Consider the following 12,292-nt stretch of genomic DNA (forward strand, 5'->3'; position numbering starts at 1 on the left):
GGGCCTGTGCACGGTGGGAGCCCGTCCGGCCGAGAGGGGGTATGCGTCCGATCAGCGGCTCCGGGCCCTCCGGCCCGAATACCGCACGACGGGAATAACGCACCATCCCGCCGGTCGCGAGGAATTCCGGCGATAATCGCCGCATCGATGGCCGGAAATATTCATACCGCCCGACAGGCACCCGCTTTCCGAATACCGGTTCCGGAAATCTCGGAAAAACCCTCCCCATTCAGCGAAACATCATTAATGTCAGGGCATGAACGAGACCGACGACCCGCCCGCGCTCGGGCGGTAGCGGAGATGTCCACGAACGCGGAGAGGCGCCGTGGTCGCGATCGAGGACCGGATGCGGAAGGTTCTGTCCATCCCCGGGGTGCGCCGGGTCGGCCTGGTCCGGGTCTCCGAAGGGCACGAGATCGCGGTGGCCGGGGGCGGAGCCGCGGCCCCGGCCCCGGAGGCCGCCGCCCTGCTGCGGGCGGCCCGGGGGATTCCCGGCTACACGGGGACCGGAATCGAACAGCTCGTGGTCACCGGCCGGGAGCACCACCTGCTGGTGGCGCCGCTGGACGACGGCGACCTGTGCGTGCAGGTGCGTATGGCGCGCTCCGAGGGCCACCTGGGCCTCGCCATGCGCCTGCTGCGGGAACTCGCCTCCGCACCGGCGCCCCCGTCCCCTCGCCGGCGCCGCACGGCTTGCGACCGCACCCCCGAGTCACGGGTCCGGGTCATGGACGATCGGTCCGTCCTCGAACGCGTGCTCAACGGTCTGCGGGAACTGAACGCGGACGTTCCGCCGGTCCAGGAGGCGGTGGCCCCTTGACCCGCTCCCCCTGGCACACCCTGCCCTCGCGCCTGGCCGCTCTGCGCGGGAAGGCGGGGCTATCGGGCTTTTTCCGGAGAACACGCATTGGAGTGAGGCACATGCCGAACATCGAGACCGGCCTGAAGGACATGATGGCGATCGACGGCGCGATCGGCGCCGCGGTGGTCGACTACGGGAGCGGGATGCCGCTGGGGTCGCTCAGCGCGACCTCCCAGCTCGACCTGACGGTCGCCTCGGCCGGCAACACCGAGGTCGTCCGGGCGAAGATGCGGACCATGAGCGACCTGGGGCTCCAGGATGCGATCGACGACATCCTGATCACGCTGTCCACCCAGTACCACATCATCCGGCCGCTGACCGGGCGCAAGGGGCAGGGGCTCTTCCTGTACCTGGCCCTGGACCGCGATCGCTCCAACCTCGCACTGGCCCGCCACCGGCTCAAGGGCGTCGAGGAGAACCTGGACGTCTGACCCCGCCTGAAGCCGCGATCGTCCACCACGCGCTCGGCGATCCGTACGGCCCGTCCCGGCCGATCGTTCGACCGGGACGGGCCGGTGTACGCGGGTAGAGATACGCGGGAGATTCGTGTGGACACCGCCCACGGCCGCCCGTCAGCCGTCGGTACGGGCCACGCCGATGGGGCAGCTCGCGCCGGTGCCGCCCACGCCGCAATAGCCGTTGGGGTTCTTCGCGTCGCTCAAATACTGCTGGTGGAACCCCTCCGCGAAGTAGAAGGGACCGGCCTCCACGATCTCCGTGGTGATGGGGCCGTACCCGGCGCGGGTGAGCACCGGCTGGAACGCCTCGCGGGACGACTCGGCCGCCGCGCGCTGGGACTCGTCGTGGTACAGGATCATCGACCGGTACTGGGTGCCCACATCGTTGCCCTGACGCATGCCCTGCGTCGGGTCGTGGCCCTCCCAGAACACCTTCAGCAGGTCCTCGTACGCGATCTTCCGGGGGTCGAAGACCACGCGCACCGCCTCGGTGTGGCCCGTGCGACCCGTGCAGACCTCCTCGTAGGTGGGGTTGGGCGTGTACCCGCCCTGGTAGCCCACCGCCGTCGTGATGATGCCGCGCTCGGCGCCCAGCCTCCAGAACGTGCGCTCAACGCCCCAGAAGCAGCCCATGCCGAAGTCGGCGATCGCGCTGCCCTCGGGGTACGGCGGTGCCAGCGGGGTCCCCAGCACCTCGTGGCGCTCCGGGACCGGCATCGGGGTGTCCCGGCCGGGCAGCGCCCGCTCCGGGTCGGTCATGGTGGTCTTCTGCCCGAACATGCCTCCACGGTATCCGCCCGGTCGCCCCGGCCCCAGGGGTCGGGGTGGGGCTTCCCCCACCGTGGAACGGGCCCCAGGGGCAGTGCCCGGCCCAGGGGCGCGAGCCTACGTTCATCGGGAGTCCATGCCGCCCCCTCCGGAGGCTCCCATGCCCTTCCCGACCACCGCACCGGCGGCCGCCGCGCTCGCCCTGGCGATACCGGCGGCGATCACCCTGAGCCCTATGGACGCGGCGTCGGCGGCCGTGTACACGGCCCCCTCCGCCCCCGCCGCGAGCGCCGACGGCACTCCCGATGCCGAGGCCGTTCGCGCCTTCCTCGATGAGCGCGTCCCCGCGCTCATGGACGAGTACGGGGTGCCCGGCGTCGGCGTCTCCGTCGTCGGCGGCGGGGAGGTCCTCGTCGCCGACGGCTACGGCAGCGCCGACCTGGAGTCCGGCGAACCGGTCGACCCCGACCGCACCGCCTTCCCCACCGCCTCCATCGCCAAGTCCTTCGTCGGCGCCGCCCTCGTGTCCCTGGCCGAGCAGGGCGGGGTCGACCTCGACGCGGACGTCAACACCTACCTCCCCGAGGCGGAACGGGTGCCGGACGACCCGCGCGGCCCCGTCACCGTCCACCACCTGCTCACCCACACCGCGGGCTTCGCCGAGCAGCTCGACGCGATGGACGCGCCGTCGGAGGCCGAACTGCTCCCGCTCGACCGCTACGTCGCCGAGTACCGCCCCGAGCGCATCCACCCGCCGGGCCGCTACACCGGCTACTCCAACTACGGGTACGCCATGGCCGGGCGGATCATCGAGGAGGTGACCGGCGAGCCGTACGGCGCCTACATCGGCCGGACGCTCTTCGAGCCGCTCGGGATGGACCGCACCGCGTTCGGCGACCCGGACACGCTCGGCGAGCGCCTGGAGATCCCCTCCGTGTACGGGGCCGGGGAGGGAGGCCGGGAACCCCTCGAACACGAGCACATCAACCCCTCCCCGGCCGGTGGCGCCTTCTCCACCCCTGCCGACATGGGCGTGTTCATGCTGGAGCTGCTGCGCGATCGCCCCGCCGGGCAGGACGTGCTCGCCGACGGCGCCGTCCGCACCATGCTGGACCGGCAGGCCGCCAACGATCCGCGCCTCACCGGCAGCGGCTACGGCGTCTGGGAGGTCCGCACCGGGGACCCGCGGGTGGTCGGCCACGGCGGCGACTCGGGCGGGCTGCACACCGAGTACGCGATCGTGCCCGAGGACGGCGGCGGGATCCATGTCGCCGCGAACGGCGACGGCACCGCCGAGGGGATGTTCACCCTCCGGGACGACCTGGTCCGCGAGTACCTGGAGGAGTTCCACGGAGCCGCGCCGCCGGTTCCCGGGGAAACGGGCGCCGCCAACGCCGCGGACCGCGCGGCCGACGGCGGTCTGGAGCGCTACACCGGCACGTACTCCATGACCCGCATCCCGCACCGTGAACCCGCCCTGGTGTTCTACTCCGCGCTCCAGCTCCGGGTCCGCGCCGACGGCGGCCGGCTCGTCACCGCCGACCCCATGAGCGGCACCGCGGAGTGGACCCCCGCCGGGGACGGCGTCTTCCGCTCCGAGGAGGGGCGGGAGCTGGTCTTCATCGAGGAGGGCGGCGCCATCACCGCGGCGGGATTCGCCGACGCGCCGGTGAACGCCTTCGAACGGGTCCCCTGGTACCGCGACGCCCTGCTCCAGGGCACGGCGGCCGCGATCGCCCTCGTCCTCGCCCTGTCGGCGCTGGCCTGGCCGGCCGCCGCCGGTGCGCGCCTCCTCCGGGGGCGCCGGACCGCCGAGGCCTCGCCCATGGCCGTCGGCGCCCGCCTCGCGGCCGGGCTGGCCGGGGCGCTGAGCGCGGCCCTGGTCGCCGGTTCCGGAATCGCCCTGGCGGTGCACGGCTTCGGTCCGGGCACCCCGCTCTTCCCGCCCTATCCGCCGCTGCTGATGGTCCCGATGACCGCGGCGCTCCCGCTGACCGCCGCGGCCGCCGTGCTCACGGTCCCGGCCTGGGTGCGGGGGTGGTGGGGGCCGACCGCCCGCATCCACTTCACGCTGGTGGTGGCGGCCCTGGCGCTGCTCTCGGCCCTCGCCCTGGCCTACGGGCTGGTGGTCCTGCCAGGGCTGTGAGGCCCGACGCGTCCGGGGGGCGGCGCCCGGCCCGGGCGCCGCCCCTACCTGCGCGGACATCCGTCACCGTTACTAACGCCGGTCGTTAGCAGATCTCACTACCCCTCATGGGATGTTTCCCTCTACGCTGCTGGGGTGTCCGAGACCGATCGCGGCGTGCTCTTCGGGGCCAGCGCCTACCTCATGTGGGGCCTGACCACCCTCTACTGGCCCCTGCTCGAGCCCTCCGCCCCGCTGGAGATCCTCGCCCACCGGATGGTGTGGTCCCTGCTGGTCGTGGGCCTGCTGCTGTCACTCAGGCGCGGCTGGCGGCCGATCCTCGCCGCCCTGCGCACGCCGCGGCAGCTCCTCGTGCTCGGTGCCGCGGCGGCGGTCATCTCCGCCAACTGGGGCCTGTTCATCGTCGCCGTGAACTCCGGGCAGACCTCCCAGGCCGCCCTCGGCTACTTCATCAACCCGCTGGTGAGCGTGGTGCTCGGGGTGCTCGTCTTCTCCGAGCGGCTGCGCCCGGCCCAGTGGACCGCGATCGCGCTGGGCGCCGCCGCGGTCGCGGTGCTCACCTACGCCTACGGCGGCGTTCCCTGGTACTCGCTGGGCATGGCGCTCTCCTTCGCCACCTACGGCCTGGTCAAGCGCTTCACCACGCTCGACGGGCTGCAGAGCCTGACCGTCGAGACGCTGCTCATGCTGCTCCCGGCGCTGGCCTACGTGGCGCACCTGGAATCGTCCGGGGCCGGGACCTTCGTCTCCCTGTCCCCCGCGCACACCGCCCTGCTCATCGGCAGCGGGCTGGCCACCGCCGTCCCGCTGATGTGCTTCGGCGCCGCCAACCGCCGCATCCCGCTCAGCATGATCGGGCTGCTGCAGTTCGTCGTCCCGGTGATGCAGTTCCTCTTCGCCTGGCTGATCTTCGACGAGCCGCTGCCGCTCAGCCGCTGGATCGGCTTCGGGATCGTCTGGGCCGCCCTCGTCGTCTTCGCCACGGACATGCTCCGCAACGCCCGGCGCAACCCGCGCCCCGGGCGCGAGAAGGGGGAAGAGGAGCAGGGGGCGGACCCGGGCGGCGCCGGCGAACGCCCGGCGGCTCAGCCCAACTGATCCACCTGCTCTTCGCCCGTGTCACCGGCGCCCCCGCCCGCGTGGGCCGCCTCCCCCGGCTCCGGCCTGCGGTGCCGCCCGCGGGGCCGGTGCGGCTCGCGCGGGCCGGGCAGCTCCGGCGCCAGCCCGTAGTGCTCGAACACCGCGTCCTCCTGCTCGACCGAGATGTGCCGGTCGACGGAGAAGCTCGGCGCGGCCCGGACGGTCTCGGCGTCGAAGGGCACCCGCAGCCCCTCCTCGACGGGGTGCGCCCCGCGCAGCGGGACGAAGTTCTCCCCGGTGCCGAACACCCCGGTGCGCACCGTCACCCACGTCGGCTCGCGGGTGCGGTCGTCGAAGAACACCTGGCCGATCCGGCCCACGACGGTGCCGTCCCGGTCCAACAGCCGGTTCCCGATCAGCCGCCGCGCTCCCGTGTAGTCCTCCACGGCGCCCACTCCCGCACCATATCCCGGCATCATGCCTGGTCAGATGCGGTGCTTCCCGGCTCGCCACGGATTCATGCCCGGCCCGGCCGGGTATTGCCAAGGCCTTACGCGCCCTTCCCCCCGCGTTGGTCCCGCGCGCCGCCGCCGAATGCGTCGTCGATCTCGGGAAAAACGACGCTACCGGCGCGGTTTCAGGGGCGGTCTTCCCGAGATCAACGCGGGGAGGGCGCGGTCAGCCCGTGCGCTCGACCACGTAGTCGCACAGGGCCTCGAACGCCTCGCGCGCCGACCCCTTCGGCAGGGGGGCCAGTTCGGCCCGCGCCCGGTCGGCCCACCCGCGCATCTCCGCACGCGCCAGCTCCATGGCCTCGTGCGCGCGCAGCAGCGCCAGGGCCTCCTGCGCCTCGTCCTCGTCCAGGGGCCGCCCGAGCAGGGAGCGAAGCCGCGCGTCGGCGGGGGCGGTGCCGCGCAGCGCATGGAACATGGGCAGCGTGAGCACGCCCTCGCGCAGGTCGGTGCCGGGGGTCTTGCCCGACTCCCGGGAGTCCCCGGCCACGTCGAGGATGTCGTCGGAGAGCTGGAAGGCCATCCCGAGCGCCTCGCCGGCCCGGGTCAGGGCCTCGACCACCTCCTGGTCGGCCCGGCCGAAGAGGGCCCCGAACCGCGCCGAGGAGGCGATGAGGGAGGCGGTCTTGTCCGCGATCACCTGCATGTAGTGGTCGCGCGGGTCGGTGCCCTCGGCCGGCCCGGAGGTCTCCAGGATCTGCCCCTGCACCAGCCGTCCGAAGGTGCGCGCCTGCAGCCGCACCGCGTCGGTGCCCAGGTCGGCGAGCATCTCCGAAGCGCGGGCGAAGACGAAGTCACCGGTGAGGATGGCGATGGAGTTGCCCCAGCGCTGGTTGGCGCTGGTGTGCCCGCGGCGCATGTCCGCCTCGTCCATCACGTCGTCGTGGTAGAGCGTGGCCACGTGGGTGAGCTCCACCACGGCGGCGGCGGGGATCAGCTCCGGGTTGTCCGCGGCCCCGCCGAACCGGGCCGCCAGCAGCACCAGCGTCGCCCGGAACCGCTTGCCGCCCGCCTCCAGCAGGTGGGCGGCGGCCTGACGGAGCAGCGGGTCCCCGGCCTCGACCGTGTCCCGCAGCACCTCCTCGACCCGCTCCAGGTCGTCCTGGACCGCGCGGGCGAGCACCGGGTCGACACTCGGCAGAGCGAGGAAACCGCTCGGGACAGCACCGCTCACCAGAAAGCTCCACACGTCAACGGGCGCGCGCCCCGGGTCCCGGCCTGGCGCCGGTCCGGCATTTCGCGCGCTCTCGGGATGAACATCGACCGACTAGCCAAGTTATCGGACCCGGATTGATCAGCCAAAGCCACTCACCGCCCGTGAACCGGCGGTGACCACCGGCGCCGCGGCCCCGCCGGAGCACCCCGGTCGGGGCCGTCCGGCGGGGCCGCGGCGCAGCGCGTCAGCGCAGCGGGTCAGCGGGTGAAGGCCCCGGCCGTGGCCACCGCCTCCTGCCCGGGCTGCGGCACCAGGTGGTCCAGCACCGGCGTGGGGTAGACCCCCAGCACCAGGGTGGCGGCCACCCCGACGCCGATGGCGGTGCCGGTGAGCACCCCCGCGCGGGCGGTGTGCACGGTCCCGTCGGCGGCGGGCTCGGCGAAGTACATCAGCACGATGATCCGCACGTAGAAGAACGCGGTCACCGCGCTGCTCAGCACGCCGACCACCACCAGGGGCACCGCCCCGGCCGCCACCGCCGCCTCGAAAACCGCGAACTTGCCGATGAACCCGCTGGTCAGCGGGATACCGGCGAAGGCGAGCAGGAACAGCGAGAGCGCACCGGCCAGCAGCGGGGCGGTGCGCCCCAGCCCGGCCCACCGGGTCAGCTCGCCCGCCTCGGGCCCGCCCTCGTGCGTGCGCACCAGGGTGACCACGGCGAAGGCGCCGATGGTGGTGAACCCGTAGGCGGCCAAGTAGAACATGGCCCCGGCGAGCCCGGCGGAGTCGGCGGCGACCACCGCGGTCAGCACGAACCCGGCGTGCACCACCGAGGAGTAGGCCAGCAGCCGCTTGATGTCGCGCTGGGTGACGGCCACCACCGCGGCCAGCACCATGGTGAGGATCGCCACCACCCAGATCATCGGCCGCCAGGTCTCGGCGGTGTCGCCGAAGGCGGTGAAGAACACCCGCAGCAGCGCGCCGAACGCCGCCACCAGGGTGCCCGAGGCCATCAGCGCGGTGACGGGGGTGGGCGCCCCCTGGTAGACGTCGGGCTTCCAGTTGTGGAAGGGAACCGCGCCGACCTTGAACAGCAGCCCGACCCCGACCAGGGCGATGCCGAGCAGCAGCAGCGGCTCCCCGCCGCCGCCCGCGAAGGCGCCGCCTCCGCCGGCCCGCACCGCCGCGGCGACCCCGGCGTAGTTCACCGACCCGGAGAAGCCGTACACCAGCGCGATCCCGAACAGGAAGAACGCCGAGGAGAACGCCCCCAGCAGGAAGTACTTGACCGCCGCCTCCTGGGAGAACAGGCGGCGCCGCCGGGCGAGCCCGCACAGCAGGTACAGCGGCAGGCTCATCACCTCCAGGGCGATGAACAGGGTGAGGAAGTCGTTGGCGGAGGTGAACAGCAGCATGCCCAGCACCGCGAACAGCACCAGCGGGTACACCTCGGTGTGCTCGGACCCGGCGAGCGTGTGCGCCCGCTCCTCCTCGCTGCCGGGGACGGCGGCGGCCTGCGCGGCGAACGCGTCCTCCCCGCTCCGCCGCTCGGCGATGTGCAGCAGCGCGATGGCGGCCAGCACCAGGACGGTGCCCTGGAAGAACAGCGCCGGGCGGTCCACCGCCACCGCGCCCATGGCCAGGGTGGTGCCCGCGGCGGGGACCGACCCGACCTGCAGCACGGTCAGCACGAACGCGGCGATCAGCGCGGCCGCGGTGAGCGCCAGCTGCAGCGGGCGGCGCCGCGCCTTGGGGGCGAAGGCCTCGACCAGCACGGCCAGCACCCCCGCCCCGAAGACGGTCAGCATCGGGGCGAGCAGCCAGTAGTCGATGCTCGGGGGCGTGTCGGTGATCACTCTCCAGGCTCCTTTCCGCCGCCCGCGACGGGCCCCGAACCGTCGACCGCGGGCGCGGGGTCGACGGCGTCCAACTGGAGCATGGTGCGCTCCACCGCGGGCTCGGCGGCGTCCAGCATCGGCTGCGGGTAGACCCCCAGCACCACGATGAGCGCGGCGAGCGGGGCGATCGCCCCGACCTCGCGCGCGTTCAGGTCGCGCAGGCCCGACAGCCGCTCGGGCACCGGGCCGGTCATGGTGCGCTGGTACATCCACAGGATGTAGAGGGCGGCCAGCACCACGCCGACCGCGGCGATGACCGCCGGGACCGGGTTGAAGGCGTAGGTGCCGACGAAGACGAGGAACTCGCTGACGAACGGCGCCAGCCCGGGCAGCGCCAGGCCCGCCAGCCCGGCCAGCAGGAAGGTCCCGGCCAGCACCGGGGCGACCTTCTGCACGCCCTGGTAGTCGGCGATGGCCGCCGACCCCTGCCGGGCGATCAGGAACCCGACGATGAGGAACAGGGCCCCGGTGGCGAAGCCGTGGTTGACCATGTACAGCGCCGCACCGGACTGGCCCTGGGTGGTCATCGCGAAGATCCCCAGCGTGATGAACCCGAAGTGGGACACCGAGGTGAAGGCGATGAGCCGCATCATGTCGCTCTGGCCGATGGCGAGCACCGCGCCGTAGACGATGCTGACCAGGCTCAGCGCCACCGCGGGCCACACGAACCAGGTGGCGGCCCCGGGGAACAGCTCCAGGCAGTAGCGGAGCATGCCGTAGGTGCCGACCTTGTCCAGCACGCCGACCAGCAGCACCGCGGTGCCGGGCCGGGAGGACGAGGCGGCGCTGGGCAGCCAGCTGTGCAGCGGCCACATCGGCGCCTTGATCGCGAAGGCGATGAAGAAGCCGAGGAAGAGCCACCGCGCGGCGGACGGGTCGACCTGCGCCAGGGCGCCGTCGGCCAGTTCGCTCCACAGGAAGGTGCCGCCGTAGACGTACACCCCGATGACCGCGACCAGCATCAGCAGGCCGCCCGCCAGGCTGTAGAGCAGGAAGGTGACCGCGGCCCTGCGCCGCTCGGCGCCGCGGCCGTAGCGCCCGATCATGAAGTAGACCGGGATGAGCATGGCCTCGAAGAAGACGTAGAACAGGAAGACGTCGGTGGCGGCGAAGACGCCGACCATCATCGCCTCCAGGAGCAGGATCAGGCCGAAGTAGCCCTTGCCCCCGTCCTCGGCGTCGTCGCACTCGTTCCAGGCCGCCAGGATCACCAGCGGCACCAGCACCACCGACATCAGGATCAGCATCAGCGCGATGCCGTCCACGCCCACCGCGTAGCTGATCCCGAACCGCGGGATCCACGGGTGGACCTCGGTGAACTGCAGCTCTCCGGCGGCGGCCGTGGAGAAGTTGGCGGCCATCGCGGCCATCAGGGCCAGCGTGCCCAGGGACACGCCCAGCGCGACCCGCTTGGCCAGCCCGGCGGCCGCGCGCGGGATCAGCGCCACCGCCAGCGCGCCCAGCGCCGGCAGGGCCACTCCCAGAGTCAGCCAGGGGATATCGGACATCGGCTAAATCCTCACTGCCAGCGTGGCGACGACGACGGCGGCGCCGAACAGCATGGTCAGCGCGTAGGTGCGGGCGAACCCGGTCTGGGCGCGGCGGAGTTCGCCGGAGGTGTTGCGGACCCCGGAGGCCACCCCCTGCACCGCGCCGTCGACGACGTGGGTGTCGATGGCGACCAGCGCCTTGGTGACGGCCTGGCCCGGCCGCATGAGCAGGCCCTCGTTGATCTGGTTGCCGTAGAGCTCGTTGCGGGCCGCCACCGTCACGAAGTTCCCCTTCGGAGCGGTGCGCGGCACCGGCGCCCGGCCGTACATGAACCAGGCGACGGCGGCGCCCGCGACCATCAGGCCCAGGGCCGTCAGCGACGGCCAGCTGGTGAGCATGGCGGACAGGTGGAACTCGTGGTGCTCCTCCGGGGCGCCCACGGCCGGCTCCAGGAAGGCGGCGAAGCGGTAGCCGTAGACGAGCACCGCTCCCAGCGCCACCGACCCCGCGGCCAGCACCACCATGGGCGCGGTCATGGAGAGCGGGGACTCGTGCGGGTGCGCGCCCTCGTCCCAGCGCTTCTCGCCGAAGAAGGTCATGATCATCACGCGCGTCATGTAGAACGCGGTGAGCCCGGCGCCGACGAGGGCCGCCCAGCCGTAGACCTGCCCGGAGGCGCCGCCCGAGGCGAACGCCGCCTCGATGATGCCCTCCTTGGTCCACCACCCCGACAGCAGCGGGAACCCGATGATGGCGAGGTAGCCCAGGCCGAAGGTGGCGAAGGTCACCGGCATGTACCGGCGCAGGGCGCCGTAGCGGCGCATGTCCACCTCGTCGTTCATGCCGTGCATGACCGACCCGGCGCCCAGGAACAGCCCGGCCTTGAAGAACCCGTGGGTGACCAGGTGCGCGATGGCGACCGCGTACCCGGCCGGGCCGAGCCCGGCGGCCAGCGTCATGTAGCCGATCTGGCTCATGGTGGACCCGGCCAGGGCCTTCTTGATGTCGTCCTTGGCGCACCCGATGACCGCCCCGGCCAGCAGGGTGGCCGCGCCGACGACCGCGACGGCGGTCTGGGCGGCCGGGGCCGCCTCGAAGACCGGCCCGGCGCGCACGATGAGGTACACCCCGGCGGTGACCATGGTGGCCGCGTGGATCAGCGCGGACACCGGGGTGGGGCCCTCCATCGCGTCCAGCAGCCAGGACTGCAGCGGGAGCTGGGCGGACTTGCCGCAGGCGCCGAGCAGCAGGAGCAGCCCGATCGCGGTGAGCACGCCCTGCCCGGCCCCGTCCAGCTCCGCGAAGACCCCGGAGTAGGCCACGGTGCCGAAGGTGGTGAAGATGATCATCACGGCGATCAGCAGGCCCAGGTCGCCGACCCGGTTGACCAGGAAGGCCTTCTTGGCCGCCACCGCCGCCGAGGGCTTGTGCTGCCAGAACCCGATCAGCAGGTAGGAGGCCAGGCCCACGCCCTCCCAGCCGAGGAAGAGCAGCACGAAGTTGTCGGCCAGCACCAGCACCAGCATCGCCGCGACGAAGAGGTTCAGGTAGGCGAAGAACCGGCGCCGCCGCTCATCGTGGGCCATGTAGCCCACCGAGTAGACGTGGATCAGCGTGCCCACACCGGTGATGAGCAGGGCGAAGCTGATCGACAGCGGGTCGAGCAGCAGGTTCGCGCCCACCTCCAGGCCGCCGGAGGCGAACCAGGTGTAGACCGGCACGTCGACGCTGCGCTCGTGCGCGCCCCGGCCGAGCAGTTCGGCCAGGGCGAGCACCGCCCACACGAAGCTTCCCGCGGGCAGCGCCACCGCGAGCCAGTGGCCCCACCCGTCGGTGCGCCGGCCGCCCAGCAGCAGGACGGCCGCGCCCAGCAGGGGCAGCGCGATGAGCATCCAGGCGCCGCCGAGCACGAGGGAGTTGT

General features: G+C 72.8%; 10 protein-coding genes. 4 read left to right on the top strand and 6 right to left on the bottom strand.

What is annotated here, in order from left to right; translation table 11 throughout:
• Positions 1-325: 325 nt before the first annotated feature.
• Positions 326-820, top strand: a complete 495-nt coding sequence (locus tag O4U47_RS08765; protein WP_270677164.1) for a hypothetical protein — start codon at positions 326-328, stop codon at positions 818-820.
• A gap of 101 nt (positions 821-921) precedes the next feature.
• Positions 922-1,293 carry a hypothetical protein gene (locus O4U47_RS08770; protein WP_270677165.1) on the top strand — a complete coding sequence of 124 codons (372 nt, stop codon included), beginning with the start codon at positions 922-924 and terminating at the stop codon, positions 1,291-1,293.
• Between the two features lie 141 nt (positions 1,294-1,434).
• Here O4U47_RS08770 and msrA read toward each other — a convergent pair whose 3' ends face one another.
• Positions 1,435-2,100 carry a peptide-methionine (S)-S-oxide reductase MsrA gene (gene msrA, locus O4U47_RS08775; RefSeq protein ID WP_270677166.1) on the bottom strand — a complete coding sequence of 222 codons (666 nt, stop codon included), beginning with the start codon at positions 2,098-2,100 and terminating at the stop codon, positions 1,435-1,437.
• 148 nt (positions 2,101-2,248) lie between these two features.
• Here msrA and O4U47_RS08780 point away from each other — a divergent pair, with 148 nt between their 5' ends.
• Positions 2,249-4,234, top strand: coding sequence for a serine hydrolase domain-containing protein (locus O4U47_RS08780; RefSeq protein WP_270677167.1), 1,986 nt, complete (start codon positions 2,249-2,251; stop codon positions 4,232-4,234).
• A 135-nt stretch (positions 4,235-4,369) separates the two neighbouring features.
• Positions 4,370-5,332 carry an EamA family transporter RarD gene (rarD, locus tag O4U47_RS08785; protein WP_270677168.1) on the top strand — a complete coding sequence of 321 codons (963 nt, stop codon included), beginning with the start codon at positions 4,370-4,372 and terminating at the stop codon, positions 5,330-5,332.
• Here rarD and O4U47_RS08790 read toward each other — a convergent pair.
• The 5 genes from O4U47_RS08790 to nuoL form a co-directional block, all read right to left on the bottom strand.
• Entirely contained in the window at positions 5,320-5,769 is a 450-nt protein-coding gene (locus tag O4U47_RS08790; RefSeq protein WP_270677169.1) for a PRC-barrel domain-containing protein, read from the bottom strand. The genes rarD and O4U47_RS08790 overlap by 13 nt on opposite strands.
• A gap of 223 nt (positions 5,770-5,992) precedes the next feature.
• Positions 5,993-7,000, bottom strand: a complete 1,008-nt coding sequence (locus tag O4U47_RS08795) for a polyprenyl synthetase family protein (RefSeq protein WP_270677170.1) — start codon at positions 6,998-7,000, stop codon at positions 5,993-5,995.
• Between the two features lie 239 nt (positions 7,001-7,239).
• Positions 7,240-8,838 carry an NADH-quinone oxidoreductase subunit NuoN gene (gene nuoN, locus O4U47_RS08800; RefSeq protein ID WP_270677171.1) on the bottom strand — a complete coding sequence of 533 codons (1,599 nt, stop codon included), beginning with the start codon at positions 8,836-8,838 and terminating at the stop codon, positions 7,240-7,242.
• Positions 8,835-10,388, bottom strand: a complete 1,554-nt coding sequence (locus O4U47_RS08805; RefSeq protein WP_270677172.1) for an NADH-quinone oxidoreductase subunit M — start codon at positions 10,386-10,388, stop codon at positions 8,835-8,837. Before O4U47_RS08805 ends, nuoN begins: the two co-directional genes overlap by 4 nt.
• Before the next feature lie 3 nt (positions 10,389-10,391).
• A complete protein-coding gene (nuoL, locus tag O4U47_RS08810) occupies positions 10,392-12,263 on the bottom strand; it encodes an NADH-quinone oxidoreductase subunit L (protein WP_270677238.1) in 1,872 nt (623 codons plus the stop codon).
• Positions 12,264-12,292 lie beyond the last annotated feature (29 nt).

Source organism: Nocardiopsis suaedae (assembly GCF_027706745.1).
Classification (GTDB): Bacteria; Actinomycetota; Actinomycetes; order Streptosporangiales; family Streptosporangiaceae; genus Nocardiopsis_A; species Nocardiopsis_A suaedae.

Bases quoted from the DNA above. Each gene is read 5' to 3' on its own strand.
- O4U47_RS08770 (WP_270677165.1), top strand. From the start codon at position 922: ATGCCGAACATCGAGACCGGCCTGAAGGACATGATGGCGATCGACGGC.
- msrA (WP_270677166.1), bottom strand. From the start codon at position 2,100: ATGTTCGGGCAGAAGACCACCATGACCGACCCGGAGCGGGCGCTGCCC.
- O4U47_RS08780 (WP_270677167.1), top strand. From the start codon at position 2,249: ATGCCCTTCCCGACCACCGCACCGGCGGCCGCCGCGCTCGCCCTGGCG.
- O4U47_RS08805 (WP_270677172.1), bottom strand. From the start codon at position 10,388: ATGTCCGATATCCCCTGGCTGACTCTGGGAGTGGCCCTGCCGGCGCTG.
- nuoL (WP_270677238.1), bottom strand. From the start codon at position 12,263: ATGCTCATCGCGCTGCCCCTGCTGGGCGCGGCCGTCCTGCTGCTGGGC.